This window comes from Paenibacillus sp. FSL H7-0690 (assembly GCF_037980415.1).
In the GTDB taxonomy this organism is placed as follows: Bacteria; Bacillota; Bacilli; order Paenibacillales; family Paenibacillaceae; genus Paenibacillus_AQ; species Paenibacillus_AQ odorifer.
Genome location: NZ_CP150281.1, coordinates 557,272 through 580,454 on the forward strand (window position 1 = coordinate 557,272; position 23,183 = coordinate 580,454).

Annotated in this window: 21 protein-coding genes; 17 read left to right on the top strand and 4 right to left on the bottom strand. The window is 46.7% G+C overall.

Translation table 11 applies throughout. From position 1 onward, the window contains the following. Nucleotides 1-45: 45 nt before the first annotated feature. Both MHI32_RS02585 and MHI32_RS02590 read left to right on the top strand, forming a co-directional pair. A complete protein-coding gene (locus tag MHI32_RS02585; RefSeq protein ID WP_340011844.1) occupies nucleotides 46-678 on the top strand; it encodes an NAD(P)H-binding protein in 633 nt (210 codons plus the stop codon). Nucleotides 679-768: 90 nt separating this feature from the next. Next, a complete protein-coding gene (locus tag MHI32_RS02590) occupies nucleotides 769-2,418 on the top strand; it encodes an NAD(P)H-hydrate dehydratase (RefSeq protein ID WP_340011845.1) in 1,650 nt (549 codons plus the stop codon). Nucleotides 2,419-2,434: 16 nt separating this feature from the next. Here the strand turns inward: MHI32_RS02590 and MHI32_RS02595 are convergent, their stop codons facing one another. Then, complete coding sequence (locus MHI32_RS02595) at nucleotides 2,435-2,890, bottom strand: hypothetical protein (RefSeq protein WP_076142073.1); 456 nt, start codon at nucleotides 2,888-2,890, stop codon at nucleotides 2,435-2,437. Nucleotides 2,891-2,921: 31 nt separating this feature from the next. Further along, on the bottom strand, nucleotides 2,922-3,821 hold the full coding sequence (locus tag MHI32_RS02600) for an SDR family oxidoreductase (protein ID WP_340011846.1): 900 nt from the start codon (nucleotides 3,819-3,821) through the stop codon (nucleotides 2,922-2,924). 123 nt (nucleotides 3,822-3,944) lie between these two features. Between MHI32_RS02600 and MHI32_RS02605 the strand changes: the two genes are divergently transcribed. The 4 genes from MHI32_RS02605 to sdaAA all read left to right on the top strand — a co-directional run bounded on the left by MHI32_RS02605 (nucleotide 3,945) and on the right by sdaAA (nucleotide 6,683). Next, entirely contained in the window at nucleotides 3,945-4,520 is a 576-nt protein-coding gene (locus tag MHI32_RS02605; protein ID WP_076192767.1) for a DUF4269 domain-containing protein, read from the top strand. Between the two features lie 2 nt (nucleotides 4,521-4,522). Next, nucleotides 4,523-4,942, top strand: a complete 420-nt coding sequence (locus MHI32_RS02610; RefSeq protein ID WP_340011847.1) for a GNAT family N-acetyltransferase — start codon at nucleotides 4,523-4,525, stop codon at nucleotides 4,940-4,942. A gap of 155 nt (nucleotides 4,943-5,097) precedes the next feature. Further along, complete coding sequence (gene sdaAB, locus MHI32_RS02615) at nucleotides 5,098-5,808, top strand: L-serine ammonia-lyase, iron-sulfur-dependent subunit beta (RefSeq protein WP_076124558.1); 711 nt, start codon at nucleotides 5,098-5,100, stop codon at nucleotides 5,806-5,808. Further along, nucleotides 5,805-6,683, top strand: a complete 879-nt coding sequence (sdaAA, locus tag MHI32_RS02620) for an L-serine ammonia-lyase, iron-sulfur-dependent, subunit alpha (RefSeq protein ID WP_036682621.1) — start codon at nucleotides 5,805-5,807, stop codon at nucleotides 6,681-6,683. Before sdaAB ends, sdaAA begins: the two co-directional genes overlap by 4 nt. Nucleotides 6,684-6,685: 2 nt before the next feature. Here sdaAA and MHI32_RS02625 read toward each other — a convergent pair whose 3' ends face one another. Continuing rightward, on the bottom strand, nucleotides 6,686-6,988 hold the full coding sequence (locus tag MHI32_RS02625) for a hypothetical protein (RefSeq protein ID WP_076124555.1): 303 nt from the start codon (nucleotides 6,986-6,988) through the stop codon (nucleotides 6,686-6,688). Nucleotides 6,989-7,050: 62 nt separating this feature from the next. On the opposite strand from MHI32_RS02625, the gene MHI32_RS02630 reads away from it, so the two are divergent. Continuing rightward, complete coding sequence (locus MHI32_RS02630; protein ID WP_036682616.1) at nucleotides 7,051-7,248, top strand: YwbE family protein; 198 nt, start codon at nucleotides 7,051-7,053, stop codon at nucleotides 7,246-7,248. A 73-nt stretch (nucleotides 7,249-7,321) separates the two neighbouring features. On the opposite strand, the gene MHI32_RS02635 is transcribed toward MHI32_RS02630, so the two are convergent. Next, nucleotides 7,322-8,044 carry an HNH endonuclease signature motif containing protein gene (locus tag MHI32_RS02635; protein WP_076185211.1) on the bottom strand — a complete coding sequence of 241 codons (723 nt, stop codon included), beginning with the start codon at nucleotides 8,042-8,044 and terminating at the stop codon, nucleotides 7,322-7,324. 366 nt (nucleotides 8,045-8,410) lie between these two features. Between MHI32_RS02635 and MHI32_RS02640 the strand changes: the two genes are divergently transcribed. From MHI32_RS02640 to MHI32_RS02685, 10 genes are all read left to right on the top strand, one after another. Then, entirely contained in the window at nucleotides 8,411-8,800 is a 390-nt protein-coding gene (locus MHI32_RS02640) for a hypothetical protein (protein WP_249267764.1), read from the top strand. A gap of 52 nt (nucleotides 8,801-8,852) precedes the next feature. Beyond that, nucleotides 8,853-9,872 carry a LacI family DNA-binding transcriptional regulator gene (locus MHI32_RS02645; RefSeq protein WP_340011848.1) on the top strand — a complete coding sequence of 340 codons (1,020 nt, stop codon included), beginning with the start codon at nucleotides 8,853-8,855 and terminating at the stop codon, nucleotides 9,870-9,872. A gap of 394 nt (nucleotides 9,873-10,266) precedes the next feature. Continuing rightward, nucleotides 10,267-11,604, top strand: coding sequence for a glycoside hydrolase family 30 protein (locus MHI32_RS02650; RefSeq protein WP_340011849.1), 1,338 nt, complete (start codon nucleotides 10,267-10,269; stop codon nucleotides 11,602-11,604). 28 nt (nucleotides 11,605-11,632) lie between these two features. Next, on the top strand, nucleotides 11,633-14,860 hold the full coding sequence (locus tag MHI32_RS02655; RefSeq protein WP_340011850.1) for a cellobiose phosphorylase: 3,228 nt from the start codon (nucleotides 11,633-11,635) through the stop codon (nucleotides 14,858-14,860). Between the two features lie 209 nt (nucleotides 14,861-15,069). After that, nucleotides 15,070-16,023 carry an ABC transporter permease subunit gene (locus MHI32_RS02660; RefSeq protein ID WP_051491255.1) on the top strand — a complete coding sequence of 318 codons (954 nt, stop codon included), beginning with the start codon at nucleotides 15,070-15,072 and terminating at the stop codon, nucleotides 16,021-16,023. A gap of 17 nt (nucleotides 16,024-16,040) precedes the next feature. Next, nucleotides 16,041-16,931 carry a carbohydrate ABC transporter permease gene (locus MHI32_RS02665; RefSeq protein WP_036682603.1) on the top strand — a complete coding sequence of 297 codons (891 nt, stop codon included), beginning with the start codon at nucleotides 16,041-16,043 and terminating at the stop codon, nucleotides 16,929-16,931. A 92-nt stretch (nucleotides 16,932-17,023) separates the two neighbouring features. Then, the gene (locus MHI32_RS02670) at nucleotides 17,024-18,718 is read left to right on the top strand and encodes an extracellular solute-binding protein (RefSeq protein WP_340011851.1); all 1,695 of its coding nucleotides are present in this window, start codon (nucleotides 17,024-17,026) and stop codon (nucleotides 18,716-18,718) included. Between the two features lie 118 nt (nucleotides 18,719-18,836). Further along, complete coding sequence (locus MHI32_RS02675; RefSeq protein WP_340011852.1) at nucleotides 18,837-20,747, top strand: histidine kinase; 1,911 nt, start codon at nucleotides 18,837-18,839, stop codon at nucleotides 20,745-20,747. Further along, on the top strand, nucleotides 20,744-22,303 hold the full coding sequence (locus MHI32_RS02680; RefSeq protein ID WP_340011853.1) for a response regulator: 1,560 nt from the start codon (nucleotides 20,744-20,746) through the stop codon (nucleotides 22,301-22,303). The genes MHI32_RS02675 and MHI32_RS02680 overlap by 4 nt, the downstream gene beginning before the upstream one ends. A gap of 73 nt (nucleotides 22,304-22,376) precedes the next feature. Continuing rightward, nucleotides 22,377-23,180, top strand: coding sequence for an AAC(3) family N-acetyltransferase (locus tag MHI32_RS02685; RefSeq protein ID WP_340011854.1), 804 nt, complete (start codon nucleotides 22,377-22,379; stop codon nucleotides 23,178-23,180). Nucleotides 23,181-23,183: the final 3 nt, after the last annotated feature.

Consider the following 23,183-nt stretch of genomic DNA (forward strand, 5'->3'; position numbering starts at 1 on the left):
GCTGCACGATAATGGTCTTGCTCGTAGAATGTGAGGAACAACAAGATGGATGTTGTAATATTGGGCGCTTCAGGAACGATTGGAAAGGCAATTGTACAGGAGGCATTAAAAAGAAAACACGAAGTAACAGCTGCGGTACGCAATCCAGAGTCAGTAACTCTCGAACACGAGCGTTTACATGTCACAACGGTGGATATTCTTGATCCGGCTTCAGTAGCAGCTGCGGTCCGTGGCCATGAAGAGGTAATTAGTGCTTATGGACCAGGAGCGGGCCACGAGCTGGATCTGATTACGGCGGCAAAAGCGTTGGTGGAGGGTATGCAGACGGCAGGGTTAAATCGGCTGTTGGTTGTTGGAGGTGCAGGTAGCTTAAAGACTGAAACTGGAGAGCTGCTGATGAATACACCGGATTTTCCGGAAGAGTTTAAACCAGTTGCAGAGGCGCATGCGCAGGCTTATGAGATTTACAAAAATACAGAATTGGATTATACGTATCTCAGTCCTGCTGCGGTAGTTCATCCAGGTCGTCGTACAGGTCATTTCCGCATCGGATTGGACCGTCTTATTCTAGATGAGAATGGTGAAAGCAAGATTAGTGTGGAGGATTTCGCTGTAGCTATGGTGGACGAGCTGGAGGAAGGGAATTTTAGTCGGGCCAGATTTACTGTCGCTTACTGATATCTGACTTGCGCCGGACTTGCGCTCGGGATTGTACTTGGAATTGCGTGTGAAGCTTTGGAACGGTAGATAGCGGAAAGGGGCTAAATCATGTATCTGGTAACTGCTGAGCAAATGAGGCAGCTGGACAGCGAAACCATCCAGCAGCTGGGGATTCCAGCGATTGCGCTGATGGAGAATGCGGGAAGAGTTATCGCAGAGGAGATCATCGCGCTTTGCCGGGAGAGAGGCGGGGCAGGCTGCAGGAATGCAGCCAAAGGGAACGATGCCGGGCTAAAGCAGGCCGCGCTGGGTGACCTAGGCAAGGCATTTAAGGTCAGCTCAGATCATGCGCTGACGCTTGCCTCCGCCGCCGCCGAGCGATGGTTCATCCTCGTCGGCAAAGGCAACAACGGCGGCGATGGCCTCGCCGCCGCACGGTACCTTCGCGAGACCGGCATCGCCGTCACGCTCGTCTATGCGGTGCCGCCGGAGTCGCTCTCCGGCGAGGCCGCCCTGCAGCGCGATGCGGCTGCAGTCATGGGCCTGCCTGCCGTAGTATACGGCAGGGATCGGCTGGACCTTGCCGAGTGCAGCGGCATCCTGGATGCGCTGCTCGGCACCGGCGGCGCGGGAGCCCCGCGCGGCGCCTATGCGGAGCTGATTGCCGCAGCGAACAGCAGCGGCAAGGTCATTGTGTCCGCGGACATCCCCAGTGGTCTGAACGCGGACACAGGAGAGACGCATGAGCCTTGCATTCATGCGTCAGTGACGGTATGCCTCGCGTTTCTCAAGCGAGGCCTCCTGCAATACCCCGGTGCAGGCGCAGCGGGGTATGTCAAGGTACGGGCCATCGGCATTCCGACTGCTCTGGCTCTTAACAGCGGTGTGCAGACTCATCTGCTGACACCGGAAGTGCTGCATGCCCATCTGGGTGTCGATCTGGCCCGGCGGCGGTCGCCAGAAGGCCATAAGGGAACTTATGGGCATGTACTCCTTGCTGCCGGCACCTTACGGATGAGCGGCGCCGGACTACTGGCAGCCCGTGCTGCGCTGCGCACGGGCTGCGGACTGGTGACGTGGGCGCTTCCTAAGAAGCTGTTACCTTCCGTCATCGGTGTTGTTCCTGAACTCATGCTGGCTGATGTAGGTGGCAGTGAAGAGGGAAACTGGGAGGCTGAGACCGCGTCCGAGCTACTGAAGTTAAGCGAAGAGCGAGATGTAATCGCTGTGGGACCAGGTCTTGGACGGTTCCCGGGTGATACAGATTGGCTTCGCAGTCTTTGGGAAGGCAGTGATTGCCCGCTGGTTATCGATGCGGATGCTTTAAATATTCTGGCTGACTCCGATTATAAGAGTTGGGCGCGGCGCCGTCATTCTGTAATTCTGACACCTCACCCAGGCGAAATGGCTCGCCTGGCTAACCTAACTACGGCTGAGGTCCAACGTGACCGAATCGGTCTGGCTATGGACTATGCCAAGGAGCATGGGGTTACGCTTGTGTTAAAAGGAGCACATACCGTGATAGCAACTCCTGAAGGGCAAGCTTATGTAAATACCACAGGCCATCCCGGCATGGGCACTGGTGGAGCTGGTGATGTGCTAACGGGCATGATTTCCAGCCTGCTGGCTCAGGGACTTCATGCTACGCAGGCAGCAGCTTTTGGGGTATACCTGCACGGATTAGCAGGAGAGGGAGCAGCCCGTCAGCGGAATAATCCGGCGGCTATTATTGCCGGAGATATCATTGAAGCGCTTTGAGTGTCCCTAATAAGGCTTATGACAGCAGTAAGCAGAGCAGTGGCAGAAATAGGGCGAATACTGGCAGCAACAGAGGAAACCTTTCTACACCAAGCTGGGTCACTCTGAGAAGGAGTAGTCCAAGGACTCCACCCAGACCCCATAGCAGATACTCTGCACCTTGTTCCGCTGCCAGCCATAGACCTGCACCAAAACCTGTGACGACATATACAGCAAGGGGCAGGATAGGGGATTTGGAGCGCAGAATACGCAGCAGTACATCTGCTACTAACGCCGCAGGCAATCCATAAGCATAAATGGCATAAGGAATCGATAGTGGCCAGCCTTCAGGAATTCCATCGGATTGTGGAAATCCAAGCATAAGTAAGGTAATAAGGACGTAAGTTAGCCCTGCGCAGGCTAATTTGGTTAATGCGTACATGCCACTGCTTAGGCGGACAGAAGAGATATCATAATCATTTATCTTATTCATTTGATATACATTCCTCTCGTGGTGTAATGCATCAGCTGGTGACCATGTCTCCACCATTGACATGAATACATGTCCCGGTAACATACGAAGAATCCGGTCCCGCTAAATAAAGATAGGCTCCTGCTAACTCATATGGCTGTGCGGCACGTTTAAAGGGTGTATCCGTCCCAAATACACTAACCTCATCTGCAGAGTAGCTGGAGGGAATTAGTGGTGTCCATACGGGTCCGGGAGCTACGCTATTGACACGAATGCCAGAGTCTACGAGTGATAAGGCTAAAGAGCGGGTAAAGGAGACGATCGCACCTTTAGTTGAGGAATAATCTATAAGCTCTTTATTTCCTTGATAGGCAGTAATGGAAGCAGTGTTGATGATGGCTGCGCCTTTTTTTAGATGTGGAAGTGCGGCTTGTGTCAGGTAAAAGAATGGAAATATATTCGTCTGAAACGTTTGGTAGAGCTGTGCTTCCGTGATATCCAGAATACTTTTTTGCGGATACTGGACACCATGATTGTTGACGAGGATGTCCAGCTTGCCAAAAGTGCGAAGGGTATGCTCCACAGCCTTGAAGCAGTTTTCCTTATGGCGTAAATCAACTTCGATCCGCAAACAACGTTGCCCTAATTCTTCAATTCGCCGCTGAGTGACCTCTGCATCTGAAGCTTCGTATAAATAAGCTATAGCGACATCCGCGCCTTCCTTTGCAAAAGCAATGGCCGCCGCTTTACCAATTCCGCTGTCGCCTCCGGTGATGAGTGCAATTTTTCCTTTTAGCTTTCCACTGCCGGTGATCTCCGGATTTTCACTGATGGGGCGAGGATTCATTAGACTCTCTAGACCAGGCTGACGGTCTTGGTGCTGTGGGGGAAACGCAATAGGCTGTTCCATACATATCGTTTGTTCCCCATAATAGGGGTAGGTGGGGTTCATTTTTACATACACTCCTCCTTGCCTTCTATCTTCCGTATATTTCTATGCATGCGCCTAGAAAAGCGTGCGCTATTATCCGGTCCTGCCTGTGTTAATACCTAGTCGAGGGAGCGTTTGTCAGAGATGAATGATTGGCAAAACATAGATTATCTGAATCGTGGAACTCCAGTGCAAAAAGAGGTCTATACCCTGTTAAGAAAATTAAATATTATGAGTTTGCTGGCCGACTATAACCCGGTGCTGGTTGGCACAGTGCCGCTTGGAATTCAGGTGAAGGGCAGCGATCTGGATATTATTTGTGAGGTGCATGATTCCGTAAAGTTTACGGACATTGTTAGTCGATATTTCGGAACCATGGATGAGTTTACTAGTGTATCGCGTGTGGTTGATGGGGTCCCACGAACGAAAATTAACTTTATGGCCGGTGGCTGGCCTATAGAACTGTTTGGGCAGCCGCGACCCACAGCTCTGCAGAATGGTTACTTACATATGATCATTGAAGCGGAAATTCTAGCTCAGCTGGATAATGATTTTCGCCAGCAGATCATTACAATGAAAACAAACGGGTGGAAGACCGAACCTGCCTTCGCGCAAGTGCTGGGCTTGGAAGGTGACCCTTATGAAGCGCTGCTGATGCTGGAAAAGCTTCCGCGGAGTGCTCTTTATGCTTTTTGTCATTCTATACAAGCGAGGGGATAGACATGAATTATCGAGAGATGATTGCGGATGATTATGAAGCTGCCCACCAGCTATGGGAAAATACAGAGGGAATGGGACTTAGCGAAGCGGATTCGAGATTGGAGATTGCGCGTTATCTGGAGCGTAATGCTGGCTTCAGCCAGATCTGCGAGAATGAAGACGACCGGATTGTAGGAACTGCATTGTGTGGACATGATGGGCGAAGAGGTTATATGTATCATGTTGCAGTTAGTAATGACTGCCGAGGCATGGGCATCGGGCGTGAGCTTGTAAAGCGTTGCCTCGGTAATTTACATGCAGCTGGTATCGCAAAATGTCATCTGATGGTGATTGGAACCAATGAACAAGGAAGAGGATTCTGGGAAGGGATAGACTGGCAGTATAGAGGTGGAATTATGTTATACTCCCAGGATATCTTGTGATACATAAGATGCGAAATGAAAATACTATCTAAGTAAAATATCATTAGATTAGAAGTGGATATATCACAGCAAATGTAACGGTGAACTCCGACTGCCAGTGCAGTATACTATATATGAGTTTGATAATTGCCTATTTTGCAGGCAGGAGGTCTTTTATGCGTTTTAAAGATGTGTTTTCAATTATTGGTCCGGCCATGGTCGGGCCTTCAAGCTCGCATACAGCCGGTGCGGCACGGATCGGAAGAGCTGCAAGGCAGGTGCTGGGTGAAGTGCCGCGTGTGGCAGAAGTGACGTTTTTTGGTTCTTTTGCAGCTACTTATCAGGGCCATGGCACAGACAGGGCTATTGTCGGAGGACTTTTGGATTACGCTACCGATGATCATCGGTTACCCGACTCTCTGGAGTTAGCGGCTGAAGCTGGGATGGACGTATCTTTTGAGCAAGGAACGGGATTGTTTCCTCATCCTAACACAGTTAAACTGCATCTTATCGGACAAGAGACAGGAAGTGAGCTGACTTTAACGGGGACATCCATCGGTGGTGGAAACATTGAGATCGTCGATGTGGATGGTTTTGGAGTAAAGCTTACGGGAATGTATCCGACGGTATTGATTCATCATATGGATTATTTAGGTGTTCTGGCGAGTGTTACAGAAGTGATGCGTAACGGACAATTTAATATAGGGCATATGTCTCTGGATCGGAAGAATCGCAGCGGTGCAGCCTTAACGGTACTGGAGCTGGATGAAGCTGCTACTCCAGAGCTTATTGAAGCGCTTAAAGCGCTCACTGCAGTGAAATCGGTGAAATTGGTTAATTTAAACGAAGGTAAGCAAGATGAGAAGGGGAAGGAAAGCTTAACATGAATTTTCAAACACTTAGCCAACTGGCTGTATTATGTGAGGAACGTGGCCTCACCATTGGAGCCCTTATGCTTGAAGAGCAAAGCGCGGAATCTGGACGTTCCAGTGAACAGGAATTTGCCACTATGCGTGAATATTATGGGGTGATGAAAGAGGCTGTTCATCGTGGGATGCATGAAGATACCACTTCGCGCAGCGGCCTTACGGGAATGGATGCCCAACGTGTAGGAGCCTATAACGCAGCAGATGAACCATGCCTAGGTGGACCCGCTGGTCAAGCAATGGCCTATGCCTTGGCTGTGTCCGAGGTTAATGCCTCAATGGGCCGCATAATTGCTACACCTACCGCAGGTTCATGCGGAATTATTCCGGGTGTATTTCTCAGCTGCCAGGAACGGTTTGGCTGGGATGATGACTATATGGTTTCCGGTTTGTTCGCTGCAGGAGCGATCGGTTATGTCATTGCCAACAATTCGTTTGTATCTGGTGCAGAGGGTGGCTGTCAGGCGGAGGTCGGGTCGGCCATCGGGATGGCGGCAGGAGCTTTAACCGAACTGCGTGGAGGAACGCCTGCACAAGCAGTGCATGCTGTTGGACTGGCGCTTAAGAACACCTTAGGACTGATTTGTGATCCGGTGGGAGGACTTGTAGAGATTCCTTGTATCGTTAGAAACGGATTCGGTGCAGTGACCGCGCTCGCCGCCGCCGATATGGCACTGGCTGGCGTACGTAGCGTGATTCCTTCAGATGAAGTAATCAAGGTCATGCTTGAGGTAGGCTCAGCTATGCCAGAAAAACACCGCGAGACCGCAGGTGGCGGATTAGCACAGACACCTACCGGCCGCAAGATCATGCAGGATTTACGTAAAAAGAAGTGATTTTAGAGCATTTTGAAACGTTCCAACTGTTCCCATAATCCTTCCTTCCGAAGGATTTCTGCTTGTTTGGGTCCCAAAAGGTCAAAGTGGGGGAATGGCGAACGATTATGAATATATTTAGCCGGCAGTCCATTTTCCTCACACCAATATGTTAGTCTGGTCAGGTCACTACAGCCGACCTTGGTGACAGTAGTCATGCCGGGAAAACGCGGGTCTAGCCAGTAATGGGTTAAGAAAGCGATCTCTCCTGCGGAGACAGCCTTTTTCCAGCGGGTTAATTCTTCTCTGTTGATGCCGAAGGCCATTACGTCTCCTCCTTATGTAGTATAGTTGACAACATTATAACCCATTGAAAGGGGATTACATCATGAACGGACAGGTAAGAGCCGATATTCGTCCTGGGCTTGAAGTGGATATTGTGCTTAAGCAGGATCAGCCGACGGGTAAGCTAACACATGGAACGGTAAAGGATATTCTCACGAACTCACCTCGACATCCGCATGGCATCAAGGTGCGTTTAACCAGTGGACAGGTAGGACGAGTTAAGAATATTGTTGCTAACTAACAACAATAAACTTTACCTTTGATTTTTATAAAAAAGCGCCCCTAATCAACAGAGATTGGGGCGCTTTTCTTTTTTATCTGCTCATAAAATCCTCAACGGACTGATCGGCTTTGGTCTGATTACATAACGTACAAGCGCAAACGCAATTATCCGGAGTAGTATGGCCACCTTTAGCACGGGGGAGCAAGTGATCTATAGTGTCTCCATAGGAGCCACAGAAGTAGCAAGTATAGTTGTCTCTGGTCAATATATAAGCACGGAAATCCTTATTGCTGTAAATCCGGCGGATGGTTCGGCGATTCACTACGATAGCGGCATGTTCTCTGACTAGAGTAACTGCAAGCTCGTAGTCAATTTCCTGATGCCAGCGCCGTCCTTTATCACTGTGGCCACGCATTAGAATTTTCCCTTTGGCAGAGGGAATCAATTGCGTTGGATCTTCGGGACTCAGTTTCGCGCCTTGAGAATGAGAATGTTTCCTTCGTTGTTCCAAGCCCCGTATGCGCTGATTTGGGTTGGATTGCGGTGAAGAAGCAACCGTGGAAGAAGGCTTTCCTTGTTTGGAGCGTTCCTTGACAGCCAAAGAAGGGGATTGAATGGTATCAGGTTGTACTGGAATGGGACCTGCTGCAAGAGTGAGATCTATGTTTTGTCGTTGTTTGCGGCACTCCCGACAAGCGCCACGGCGAGACTGACCTTTGGAGCGTTTGCCGGTACGTTTACGAAATTCAGAGAGCGGCTTCTGTTGCTGGCAATAGGTACATTGTTTGGTGGATAAAAGATGGGTATCGTTCATAGATATGTTAGGTTCAGCGCAACTTAGCGCCCGTCCTGTCTCCTTGTTTTTTAGGATCCAATGTATTTTATTTATTAGATTCAGTCGGCAGGGTTAACATTTCGTTCTAATCTTAGTATAGCGTAAAATACAATCGTTCACATCGCACTCAAAAAAAGCTTAAATACGGCTTTTTGTGTGATATCTGTCTTGGTGACATTCAGGAAAAACATGTAAAATCGAAAAGAGCTGTAAGGAATGCTCTACTTTTTAAACATGGGAAGGGGTACTGAAATGAAGCCAACCAAAAGAAGGCCGTTTACGGTAACATTGCTTTATATTTTTCATATATTTTTGGGGGTTGGAGCGTTAGCAGGAGGCGGGTCAATGGTCATAGATCCTAGTGGTGATCTGATACACATACCCACATCTATGCTGGAAAGATCGCCATTTTCAGATTTTTTAATTCCGGGTATTTTGCTATTCATCGTATTTGGTATCCTGCCCATGCTCGTGTTATATGGGTTGATCAAGAGACCAGAATGGCATTGGGTGAATACTTTGAATCCCTTTAAGAAATTATATAGCTTCTGGGCATTGTCCCTATATATCGGCTTTGGTCTAATTATTTGGATTATGGTACAGACGTATATGCTCGACAGTGTGGTAATCATACATCTGGTCTATATGAGTCTAGGGCTTTTGATCCAAGCTGTTACGCTGCTTCCTTCCGTGCAAAGTTACTTTTTGCTGGACGGCGGTACCGAAAGACGTTAAAATTGCAGTGAACAGAAGGTATTTCATTAGTCTGGGCAAGGAGTGAACCGGATTGACAACTATATACGATATTGCCAAAAGAACCGGTTACTCTCCTACAACGGTATCCAAGGCGTTTAATAATTATTCCGATGTACGGGAGAAGACTCGCCAGGAAATTTTCCGGGTTGCCCAAGAAATGGGATATTTGCCGAATTCCCATGCCCGTACACTGACTACTAAGAAATCATGGACCATCGGTGTATTATTTGTAGAGAATACGGGATTTGGTATTCGCCATCCCTTTTTTAGCGCTGTGATTGAGAGCTTTAAGAAGGTTGCTGTGGATAAGGGGTATGCCCTCATGTTTATTTCCAAGGATGTTGGGGGTAAACAAAGCGGGTATTTGGAGAATTGCCGAATCCGTGGTGTAGATGGTGTTGTCGTTTTCTTGTCTGATTACGAGGACCCCTATTTCCGTGAGCTGCTAGAGAGTGATATTCCTACTGTGATTCTGGATTTTGAGACTACGCAGTCGCATACGGTATGTTCGGATAATACGGCTGGAGCTCAGCTTGCGATAGAGTATTTAGTTTCTTTGGGTCATCGCAAGATTGCTCATATTTCCGGGGGGATGAACACTTTTCCCGGTAAAACTCGGGAGTTAGGGTATAAGAACGCTATGAAGCAGCAGGGGCTTGAAGTGCCGGAGTCCTATGTTGTGAATGGAGCTTTTTATTCTCGTGAAAGTGGTTATAACGCGATGCTGGAGCTTCTTAAGCTACCTGATCGGCCAACCGCTGTTTTTGCTTCGGGTGACATGTTAGCTTTAGGGGCTATTATGGCGGCAAAAGATAGTGGACTTTCCGTACCGCGGGACCTTTCAGTTGTGGGTTACGATGATATTGATCTAGCTGAGTATGTTACACCTGCATTGACAACCATTCGTCAGGATACGGCACTTTTAGGAAGCCGGGCAGCGGACATTCTTTTAGCATCGATTGAAGGGAAACAGTTGGATAAGGAAGCGGTTTTAGTTCCGGTAGAAGTGATCGAACGGGAATCCTGTGCACCTCCGGCTAGCGGGGATTAGGGCTGTATCAAATTCCATAACTACAGAGAGCGGGCTGCTATCCACAGGATAAATCTTGACGTAGAGAAAAGAGTCCTGATAAAGTAGAGGACATCATAGCTTGAATTTTTTCTATGCGGTATTTGCTACAGCGTATTCAGAGGAATAGGGCTATAATGGGCATATTGTTATGCCGCTTTTTACCTGCTCTCGTTAGATCATTTTTTTTCGTTATAATCGAAACCGGTTTCGATTATAGGTTTCGAATTGAGATGAAATCAAAATTTACCGAGGGCTTCCTTGAATTTTCTCAAACGTTTCAGTGGCCCATCGCTCCGAACCCTAACATCGGATGGTGATCCAGTAAAGGCAGTGCTTGTTGTTAGTAACAAAACAATTAGAGGAGATGGATGAAATGGCAAAAGTTCAAACTGTAGTAACTGCAAAAGATACAGGGGAACGCTTAACTCCGAAAGAGGCAATTGTTTTTAGCACAAGAGTAGATTCTGGATCTGCCGATGTAGAGCTTAGGCCAGAGCAGGAGTTCCAAAAGATGATCGGATTTGGCGGCGCTTTCACAGAAGCTGCGGCCTATACGTTGTCACGGCTCAGTCCTGAGAACCGGGCAGAGGTTATTCACCGCTATTTTCATCCGGTAGAGGGATTAGGCTATAACATGGGTCGTGTTCATATCCATAGCTGTGACTTTGCTCTTGGAAATTATACTTATGTCGCTGATCATGATACGGAGCTGGCTACCTTTGATATCTCTCATGATCATAAGTGGGTGCTTCCGCTGATTAAGGATGCAATGCAGGTAAAAGGCGGACCGTTCACGATGTTGGCGTCTCCTTGGAGCCCTCCGGCATGGATGAAAACAAATGGTGAAATGAATAATGGAGGATCACTCAAGCCAGAATACGCTGAAGTTTGGGCACGCTATTATACCAAATTTATCGAAGCTTATGGGAAGGAAGGCGTACCTATTTGGGCGGTTTCCGTGCAAAATGAGCCGGCTGCTGTTCAAGTCTGGGATTCTTGCATTTATAGTGCGGAAGAGGAACGCGATTTTGTTAAAAATCATCTCGGTCCAGTGATGCAGCAGGCAGGCCATTCCGATGTGAACATTGTCATCTGGGATCATAACCGCGATATTATGGTCGAACGTGCTTCGGTCGTGTTGTCTGATCCTGAAGCTGCACAATATGTGTGGGGTACAGGCATCCACTGGTATGGTGGTGAGGAGTTCGACAAGGTAGAAAAGGTACATGATCTATTTCCTGACAAACATCTATTGTTCACTGAGGGCTGTCAAGAGGGCGGCGTCAAGCTTGGCGAATGGTTTACAGGTGAACGTTACGGCAGAAATATGATTGGGGATCTCAATGCATGGACAGAAGGGTACCTGGACTGGAACCTGGTACTGGATGAGACCGGCGGGCCCAATCATGTAGGGAATCTCTGTGATGCCCCAATTATTGCAGATACAACAACAGACGAATTGCACTATAACAGCTCTTATTATTATATCGGGCATTTCAGTAAATTTATCGCGCCAGGTGCGGTACGGATTGGCTTTACTTCTGAAGCGGAAGGAATCCTATCCACAGCATTCCGTAATCCGGACGGCAGCATTGCTGTCATATTGATGAATGAGAGCGAAGAAGTTCGCACAGTAACCCTGGGGCTTGGCGAAGAGATTGCCAACTGCGAGCTATCCCCTCATTCTATCGTAACGCATCTGATTTCATAAATAAGTAACAGTTTAGGAGGACATTAACGTGAGTAATTATTATTTCCAATCAGGTAACTTTGTAATGGAGCAGTTTGATACAGGAAAGCCTTTCTCTAGTTTCCTGCCAGGTCTTGCAGGTCTTAAGGGAATTCCAATGTGGACTTTTTATGTAAACCGGGGGCAAGCGATTTGCAGCTTTGGGGTACGCGACAAGAACTCGCCAATCATGGAATTCTCTCCAGCAAATATCTCTTATAAAGACGTAGGAACCACCGGATTCCGAACCTTTATTAAAATAAAAGGCGAGCAAGAGATTTATGAGCCATTTCAATCGGCACGTCCAGATCCTGCCGCCAAGCGGATCATGACCATTTTGCCTAACGGACTGACCCTTGAAGAAAGCCATGCCGGGCATGGGCTGAAGACGACTGTACACTATTTCAATCTGCCTAATGACGATTATGCCGCGTTGGTACGTCGGGTGGAAATTGAGAATATCGGTGGCAAAGAGATTGAGCTGGAGCTGATGGATGGTCTGCCTGAGATTTTGCCTTACGGAGTAGAAAACAGCGGCTACAAGGAGATTGGTAACCTGCTGCGCAGCTGGATGGACGTATACAATCTGGAGAACGGTATTCCGTTCTATAAGCTGCGTTCCAGCACCAATGATAGTGCACAGGTTAGTGAAATCACAAATGGACATTTCTATCTGTCGTTTACTGGAGATGGAGAAAAAGTCGCACCAATCGTTGATTTCGAACTTATTTTCGGCGGCAATACCTCTCTTACTTACCCAGACCGCTTTGCGGGATTAACGCTTTCAGAGCTGAGTGAGCTTCCACAATATCCAGTCAATAAGGTTCCTTGCGGCTTCAGTGGTGTGGCTAGACGTTTGGCACCCGGCAGCAGCTTGACCCTGAATACTTTGGTTGGGCATGTAAATGACATCGACAAAATCAATAAAAAGGCGGAGCGGTTATGCCGGGATGAATATATCCTGTCCAAATCCAAGGAAGCCGCAGGTCTGACAGAGGAATTAACAGAAGACATTGCCACGCACACTTCATCGGCTGTATTTGATGCTTATTGCCGTCAGTCCTATCTCGATAACTTCCTGCGCGGAGGCTATCCTTTTATTTTTGACAATGGCGGAGATGGCTTTGTAGTTCATTTATATTCCCGCAAGCATGGCGATTTGGAGCGCGACTATAACTTCTTCTCACTTGCCCCAGAATACTATTCACAGGGGAACGGTAACTTCCGCGACATGAATCAGAACCGCCGGAATGATGTGTTTTTTAATCCGAAGGTGGGCAGCTTCAACATCAAAATGTTCTATAGCTTGATTCAAGCAGATGGCTACAACCCACTAAGTGTTCAAGGAACAACCTTTGAAGTGAAGCCAGACAGCAAAGCGAAGGCTGCGGAATGGATCGGAGAAGCGGCTGCGGATCATCAAGCTGAGCTTGTTAAGCTATGCAACAGCCGGTTCACCCCAGGCAGCCTGATCAATTACATTGCGGATCAAAACGTTACGCTGAAGGTTAGTGAGCAGGAGTTTCTGTCGGGTATGCTGGCTCTTTCACAGCAAAACATTGAGGCTGCTTTTGGCGAAGGCTTCTGGTCTGATCACTGGACATATAATTTGGATCTCGTAGTAGGTTATTTGGACATTTTCCCTGACAAGAAGCAGGAGCTTTTATTTGGGGATAGTACTTATGCGTTCTATGACAGCCCAGCATATGTGCTGCCCCGTAGTGAGAAGTATGTAATTAGTGACGGAAAAGCCCGGCAATATGGCGCCCTCCTTGAGGATGAGGAGAAGCTGCATAAGCTGAAATGGAAAGCTGGAGATACCCATTGGCTGCGTACCAAAGGTGGGCAAGGTGCTATTTACCACACCAATCTGTTCGTGAAGATGTTGTCTCTTGCTTTGAATAAATTTGCTACGCTTGACCCTTACGGCATGGGTGTGGAGATGGAAGGCAACAAGCCGGGCTGGAACGATGCTATGAACGGTCTGCCGGGATTGTTTGGCTCCGGAATGAGTGAGACATTTGAGCTGAAGCGTACTGTAGTCTTTTTGCTGGATGTGCTGAACGGTGCTGAGAATGTACAGGGAGCTGTAAAGCTGCCAGAAGAAATCGCGGAGCTGCTTGAAGCGGTATATCACGCGGTAACTGCTGTCCTAGCAGGAGAAGTGGAACAATTAGACTATTGGGATACAGTAGCTTCAGCCCGTGAAGCTTATAGAGCAAGTATCCGGTTTGGAATTACGGGTGCTGAAACTGAAGTAACCTTGGAACACATCCGCGAAGCCCTTTCCAAGTTCCAGGTTAAAATTGATGAGGGGATCAACAAGGCGGTAGAAATGGGCAATGGACTTACCCCAACCTATTTCCGTTTTGAAGCGGAGAAATTCCATCAGGTAACAGATGCTGAGGGTCAGCCAGTCATTAGCGGATACGGATTGCCAAAGGCTGTGGTAGAGGAGTTTAAGGCTTATGCCTTGCCTTATTTCCTTGAAGGACCTACCCGCTGGTTGAAGACGATGAAGAATCCGGTGCAGGCAAAAGAAATCTATAATCTGATTAAGCAAACAGAGCTGTATGATCAGGCAACATCTATGTATCAGACCTCTGTTAGTCTAGATGGTGAATCGCATGAAATCGGACGGATGAGAGCCTTCACACCAGGCTGGCTAGAACGGGAGTCTAACTTCCTGCACATGTCCTATAAGTATTTGCTTGAGCTGCTGAAGGGCGGGCTGTATGAGGAATTCTACGGCGAGCTGAAGACGTCGCTGGTGCCATTCCTTGATCCTGCTGTTTATGGACGCAGTACACTGGAGAATTCATCATTTATCGCAACTGGAGGCAATCCTGATCCAAATAACCATGGTAGGGGGTTCGTAGCGAGACTTAGTGGATCGACCGCGGAATTCTTAAGCATGTGGAGAACAATGATGGCTGGAAGCCATGTTTTCAGAATGGAGGATGGAGCGCTTACGCTGTCTCTCGATCCGGTATTGCCAGGATGGCTGTTTGATGAAGAGGGCAAACTGTCTTTCACTTTCCTAGGGAATACGGAGGTAATCTATTCTAATCCAAAACGTGAAAATACCTTTGGCGAGAAGAAGGTTAGCATTCAATCTTTGATGCTTGTATACCGCAATGGAACTGTGACTAAAATATCTGGAGCGTTCGTGCGCGGTGCAGAGGCAGAGGCTCTGCGGCGTGGAGAAATTGCACAAATTCAAGCAGTATTAGCATAAAAATAGAGGGGCGAGCTGCGGCTCGCCCTTAAATTTTCACTCAATCCGAAAAATGGTACCTATAATCCGAAATTCAAAGCCTTACGGAGACAGGCAAAAGCAAATACAATGGATACATAAACATTGTAAGCGCTTTAGATTAAATACAGATATAGAGCCTGGAGGTCCAAAGGATGGAGAACAAAAAAAGCATGGAAGTAAGCTCAGCGATGAAGCCGTTAATTCCTGGCAATTTCGAAACCGGTAAAGTAAATCGGAGCCCGCTTTGGAAGAGGTTCATTGCCCAGCGTCATTTGCAGACAATGGCTCTACTCGGCATTGCGTGGATGATAATCTTTAACTACATTCCCATGTATGGAATTATCATTGCTTTTAAAGATTACAACATCGTTAAAACGATTGCAGAAGCCCCATGGGTGGGACTTACACATTTCAAAGAGTTCATGGATGATGACAATCTCTCGAATGTAATTAAAAATACGCTCGGCATCAGCTTGTTTAAGCTAATTATCGGATTTCCATTGCCAATAATATTTGCTCTATTTCTGAATGAAGTTCGTTCAATGAAATTCAAGAAGACCATACAGACGATTTCGTATTTGCCCCACTTTCTCTCATGGGTGGTACTCGGAGGGATTTTGGCTACATGGCTTGCTGATGTAGGAATTATCAATAACATTTTGCTAGCGCTTCATCTGATTGATCAGCCAATTACATACTTGGCTGAGCCTGGTTACTTCTGGACAATTATTATCTCCTCTGATATCTGGAAAGAACTTGGATGGTCAGCGATTATCTATTTAGCAGCAATTTCCGGTGTATCTCCTGAAATGTACGAGGCGGCGACAATCGACGGCGCGGGCAGATTTCAGAAGATGTGGTATGTTACCTTGCCGGCGATTAAATCGACAATCAGCATTCTCTTCATTCTCGCGGTCAGCGGAGTGCTGAACTCCAACTTTGATCAGATTCTGGTCCTGCGCAACTCACTGAATGATAGTGCAAGTAATGTAATTGATTACTATGTGTACTATACAGGGATTCTCTCAGGCCGCTTCTCTTACTCAACTGCAGTTGGATTGTTAAAATCGGTTATCGCTCTAATATTGCTGCTGATTGCCAACCAAGTATCTAAAAAAATCAACGATACATCGTTGTTCTAGGATAAGGAGGACCATATATGTTTGCACTTAAGCGTAAAACCAAGGGCGAGGCCCTGTTCGATATCATCAATAACCTCATCATGTTATGTATCTGCTTCATAACGCTTTACCCGATCTGGTACGTATTGGTTAACGCCTTCAATAACGGTAATGACGCCATGCGGGGAGGAATCTACTGGTGGCCGCGGATGTTCAGCTTTGAGAATTTCGAGGCCGTGTTTGCCAGCCCCGGCATCATGCAGGCGATGTGGGTTACTGTCGCCAAAACACTTTTGGGTACTGTACTGCATGTATTTTTCACAGCGATGGTAGCTTATGCATTCTCCAGAAAAAACCTCATTGGCGGTAAGTTCTACATGCTGATGGGTACAGTGACTCTCTTTTTTGGCGGGGGACTCATTCCTACCTTCCTGCTGATGAAGGACCTTCACCTATTGGAGAATTTCCTAGTCTATATTATTCCGGTTATGTTTAGCTTCTTTGATCTTATTATCTTCATGACCTTCTTCCGGGAGATTCCCGATGGGCTGGAAGAAGCGGCACGGATTGACGGTGCTAATGATTGGTCCATCTTTCTAAGAATCGTACTTCCAGTATCCATGCCTGTAATTGCTACCATTGCGCTGTTCCATGGCGTGTATCAGTGGAATGATTACTTCACGGGTATGATCTATATCAATAATACTGATCTGCAGCCGATTCAAACGTATTTGTTCCGGGTCGTCGCACAATCGAGCTCTAGTCAAATGATGGTCGCTGTACAAGGCAGCAGCGTTACGAGAAGCGTAACGTCACAGTCCATTAAGCTGGCGACGATGGTAGTGACCACACTGCCGATAGTATTCGTGTATCCGTTCCTGCAGCGTTATTTCGTTAAAGGGATGATGATCGGCTCCATTAAGGGCTGATGTCTAGCAGTGATAACTCCTCCGGTTGCCTACAGCTGTAGGCACTGGGGTTGAGCTTATAATTAACATTCATAGAAAAGGGGTAAACAAGCATGGGCATGAAACGTAAGCCAAAAGCAATGGGAGTTCTGCTTCTCGCAATAATGATGTCATTGTCAGCCGCAGGCTGCTCCAGCGGGAATAATGCTGGCAAGAATGCCGAAGGTAATGCTAACAGCGCTAAAGCTACTAATATGGAGGCAAGTGCTGAACCGACTGCTGCTGCATTATCAGCAGATGAACCGGGATGGAAGATTGATACTTCACCCATTACATTTGACTGGTACCTGAACTTCTCATGGTTCCCTAATAAATGGGGCGTGGACCCAACCTCCCAATATGTAACTAAGAAGACCGGAGTTGATATTAATTTCATCGTTCCGGCTGGTAACGAGAATGAGAAGCTTAACACGCTGATTGCATCCGGTAAATTGCCTGATTTCATCACTTTGGGCTTCTGGGAAGATGCGATTAAGAAAATGGTCGAAGGTGAACTTGTTCTTCCATTGAACAAACTTGCTGATGAATATGATCCGTACTTCTTTAAAGTATCCGATGCTGATAAGCTGGGCTGGTATACACAAGAAGACGGCAATGTGTATGGCTATCCTAACTCTTCTTCCTCTCCTGCCGACTATGAGAAATATGGAGAAAATTACGTATCCAACCAAGTATTCGCTGTCCGCAAGGATATGTATGAAGCTATTGGAAGTCCAGATATGCGCACACCAGAAGGTTTCTTGAATGCGCTTAAATTAGCGAAAGAGAAATTCCCTGACGTAAATGGACAGCCGCTTATTCCACTTGGTTTGCATGAATTTACCGAGAACGGTAACGATTCTTTGGAAGGTTACCTGCAGAACTTCTTGGCAATCCCAAGAGAAAAAGATGGCAAGGTATATGCTCGTGAAACTGATCCTGAATATATCCGCTGGATGAAGGCACTTCGTCAAGCGAATCAAGACGGTCTGCTGGCTAAAGATATCTTTATCGACAAACGCCCACAAATGGAAGAAAAAATTGCCCAAGGCCGTTATTTCGCAATGCTGTATCAACGTACAGACTTTGCAGCACAACTAGGAACGATTTACCAACAGGATCCAACTAAAACGTATATCGCTGTTGACGGACCTTCCAATACGAACTTGGATAAACCAACCCTTGATGGCCCTGGTATCTCCGGTTGGACGGTAACACTGATCTCCAAAGATGTTAAGGATAAAGCACGTGCTATCCGCTTCCTCAGCTACTTGAACAGTGAAGAAGGCAACAAAGACTTGTTCTTAGGCGAAAAAGGTGTCAGCTACGATACGATTGATGGAAAAGATCAATTTAAACCAGAAGTGTTTGATTTGATGAATAAAGACCGTTCGACGTTTGATAAGCAAATCGGATCTTCCTTTACATTCTGGATGCTGCAAAATACGAATATCACAGACCAATGGGCTCCTAAATCGGTAGAACCATTTAAGCAATTGGAAGATTGGACTAGAGGTAAATCCATAGGCTCCTCGGAGTTCCAACAAATCGAACCAACAGGAAACTCTCCTGAAGGTATCATCGCTTCGAAGCTGAAACAGCTGCGCGGTAAAACTATGCCGAAATTGCTCATGGCTTCCTCCGATGCGGAATTCGATAAGATTTGGAATGAGTATTTAGAGAAGAGAAAGAAGGAAGGCGAAGATGTATTTGATGCCTACCAACAAAAGAAATATGAAGAGAATAAAGTGAAGCTGTCCATAAAATAAAAAGTATGACCCAAAATGCCCGCTAACTGCGGGCTTTTGGGTTATTTTCGAATTATAATAAGGAATAGATATTAAGTATTTGAATATTCACTATTTTAGCGAGGTGGACAGGACAGAAGTGTATAAAGTGAATAGGCGAGATCGAACCAGAGCATTATGGCATTCTTTTAGTTATTGGTGGGGGCGAAGATCACTTCAGAGCCGTTTAATTGCAGCTTATGTTTTTATTGTTTTAGGCCCGTGTATGCTGGTTTCTGTCTACTCCTATAAAGCCATTAATAATACCTATCTCCGCGATGCTGTCGAGAAAAATGATTATTTGTCGCAAATGGAGAAGCTGCATATTCATAATCAGATCGAAGCGATGGAACGGGCGGCGCAAATGGCTTATTCTGATGCCGAAGTAGAAAAATTCTTAGCGAATGAAACCGAACCGCAGCTAGTAGATTTGGTTGATTTTAATACAAATGCTTATGTAAATATGACTCGTATTCAATTTAATAATCCGAATATTGAGCATTTAAGACTGTATTCGAGAAGTAATAAGGTGCATGAAATTTGGCCGATTATCTTTCGCGAAGAGCGGGTTTCTTCCACCCCATGGTTTCAGAAAGCGCTTCAATTGAAGGGGCAGGAATACTGGTCTTTTCAGAAAAATGATCCGGATTTGATGCAGAGATACTCGGGAGCACCGACGGAGAGTCTGCCAAAGGTTTCTTTGCTGCGTGAGAAGAGTCGGCCAGCAGACAATCATATCGGCATGGTGCAGGTGGATATGCTGCTTAGTCGGTTTACACCCAAGACGTATACAGATGTACGGGATAATCAGACCCAGATGTTCCTTGTGGATAGTGAGCTGCAGCTTTTTACCAGGCCGGACAATTCTTTTTTGCAGGATAATCTAGAGATGGCTGATATGATTGCAGAACGGTATAAGCAGTTCCGGGAAACTGGCGAATGGGACAGTAATTACTCGGAGAATGGTAAATCGTTTTTGTTAATTAACACTCCGCTAGAACGAATTGATGCTTATTTGTTAAATGTAGTGTCAATGGAGGGAGTGATGAAGGATATCTCCCGCACGCGCAACTTAATCATTGGAGCCAATGTTGGTTTTATTACTTTACTAACGCTGATCGCTTATGTGACAAACGCCTTTATTCTAAAAAATCTGCGTAGATTGACCGAAACAATGAAAAAAGTGCGTAGAGGTGAAGCGTACACTGGAATAATGATCCGTGGTGGAGGGGAAGTCGGTGAGCTTGCCCATCATTTCTCCAAGCTGATGAACACCATCAATACGTTGGTGGCTCAGGCAGTGAGCAAGCAGGCGTTGTCTAAAGAGGCTGAGCTGCGTACGCTGCATAACCAGATTGACGCACATTTTTTATATAATACGCTGGAAAATATAAAAATGCTGGCTGAAATTGAGAACCAGCGAACGATCTCGGACGCACTGACCTCGCTGGGTGGGATGATGCGCTATAATTTTAAATGGTCCGGAGAGTATGTGAAGCTGCGGGATGAAGTCCGCCACATTGAAAATTACATTGAAGTGATGAATATTCGTTTTGAATATCCGGTTAAGTTAGTGCTTCATATTGAACCTCGATATTTGGAGCTGGAGGTGCTGAAAATGTCACTGCAGCCTATTGTAGAGAACAGTGTTAAGCATGCTTGGTGCGACGAGAAAGAGAATTTACAGGACCCGAACATCCATATTCATATTTCGGAAACGGAAGGTGATATTTGCATAGAGCTTCGTGATAATGGCATCGGCTTAACTCCAGAGCGTTTGGTTGCTTTGAACGAGGCGATTTATGCGAAAGATGAGCGCCGTGAGAGTGCTTCAGAACAGAGGGATGTTGACCGCCGAACAGGTGGTATTGGACTGAGAAATGTACATCAGCGACTGCAAATCTTTTATGGTGATGAATATGGGCTTGTAGTACAGAGTGAAGCAGGGAGTTGGACGATGGTACGTCTGACCTTGCCGAAAGTTCTTTTGACAGGAGAAAAACAACTATGAAGAAGCTACTGATCATTGATGATGAAAAGAATATCCGTTACGGTCTCAAGACTATGATAGAAAGAGAATTTCCGTCCGTGTATACCATCACAATGGCGAGTAATGGCGCAGAGGGTTTCGAGATATTTAAGACCGAAGGTGCAGATATTATTATTACAGATATACGTATGCCAGTGATGGATGGAATTACGCTGTTGGAGCAGATATCTAAGGTAACAAGTGGTGAGAAAAGCCCAGCAGTGCTGATCTTAAGCGGGTATGATGATTTCGAATATGCCAAAAGCGCGATTCGTTATCGCGTGAAGGATTACTTGCTGAAGCCGATTCGCCGAGATGAGTTGTTCGAAATTTTGAAGAATATCGATAAGGAACAGGAAGAACAGGATCTCAGCGCAAGGCAGCTGGAACAGGAAACGGAACACTTCCGCAGGGAACTGCGGTCCAGTCGTTTACGGGGACTGCTAATGCAGCAGGAGGTTCCGCTGGAGCGTGAGCAGCAAGAGTGGCTAAGTGATCTGCAAGCACCTTTTACAGTTGGTGTGTTGAATTACTATTACAATGACGGAACAAGAATGAAGTCGGGGGATGTTCAGGGACTGGCGGAACGATTGATCGGACCGCTTGAAAAGTTTTTCTCGGAAATCACAACGGATTGGGATGGCAAATTAGTCTTGATCGGGAGCAGAAAACAGGATTTTATAGAGCTGTCCAGACAAACTGAAGCTAAGGAAATAAAGGGATTATCGATTGGGATTAGCAGCGAAGGAGAAAGTCTTGAGGACCTCCGTTCCTGTTATAAGGAAGCATGTCGGGCACTGCAATATACTTTTTTATATCCGCAACTGAGTTTGTTGGATTATGGGGATGTTGGCCAGGGACGGTCTAATTTTCCCTTACCGAAGGAGGAGCTTCGCAAGCTTCTCAATATGCTGGGAACAGAACGCGAGAAGGAGATGAAGCATCTTCTATCTGTGATTTTTCAAACTGAGCATTTGAAGGAACTGGACCTAGCTTATCTGGAGTCCGTGGGACAGAATGTAAACGAACTGGTGTTGGATGAAGTCTTTAGGGTGCATGGCGAAGCCTCAGTAGAGGTATTGAAGCTGTATCGCACGGTAGGCAATATGTACAACTATCGTCATTTCCACGAATATTATCGTGCGCTGGAGAACTTACTCTTGAGTGTGAATGAATACATTGCAGGCGTAAGGTCTGCGCATACCGAGCATGCGGATATGGAAGAGGCACTGAGCTATATTGAAGCCAACTATGCCCGTCCACTGAATATGGCTATGGTCAGCAATCATGTGTCCCTGAATTATTCTTATTTTAGCGAAGCCTTTAAGGCATATACCGGTGAGAATTTTGTTATTTATTTAAAAAAGGTCCGTATCCGTCACGCTAAAGAGCTATTGGCAAAAGGCTGCAGTAAGCTCGCAACAGTCTCAGAAGAGGTAGGCTTCGAGAACAGTAAACAATTTGCCCGTGTTTTTAAAGAGCTGGAGGGGATTTCCCCAGGTGATTATAGAGCGAAAATATTATCCGAAGAGTGTTGAGGCTATTGAAGATGCATTTAGAAGCGGCCCTCCTATATAATGGATTTGAGAAGATTCATTGGAGGAATGAAGGGTGGAAGAAATACAAGGCAATTTGATTACGGTTCAGACATTAGCAGCGGATTTTCGTCGACTGGGCGTTAAGGCGGGCATGACGATTTTATTGCATTCTTCTTTTAAATCGTTAGGCCAATGGGTAGCCGGGGGCCCGGTCGCTGTTATTTTGGCATTGGAGGAGGTCCTCGGAGAATCTGGCACGCTAGTAATGCCCACACATTCCAGTGACCTGACTGATCCCGCAGGCTGGAGCAACCCACCGGTGCCGGAGGCGTGGTGGCAGAGTATCCGCGAGCAGATGCCGCCTTATGATCCAGACCTGACCCAACTTAGAGGAATGGGGGTTATTCCGGACTGCTTCCGTAAACAAAAAGGAGTAAAACGCAGTGACCATCCGATACATTCGTTTGCCGCTTGGGGCAAGCATAGAGACGAAATTATGTATGGTCATTCGCTTGAAATGGGCCTGGGGGAAGATTCTCCGCTGGCTCGGATTTACGATTTGGGCGGACATGTACTGTTGCTGGGTGTTGGCAATCTTAATAATACTTCCCTGCATCTTGCCGAATGCCGCGCATCTTATGCTGGCAAGAAGGAAACCCTTGGCGGGGCGCCCATTATGGTGGATGGAGTTAGGCAGTGGGTGGAATTTAAGGAGCTGGATTGGGATTCTGACGATTTCGTTCAGCTGGCAGATCAGTTTGGACAAGAGACGAGACTTATTACATATGGACAGGTTGCTTCCGCAACCGCTCAATTGATTCCGCAACGGGAAATCGTTGATTATGCAGTGAACTGGATGGAACAGAACAGGAAGTAAAAC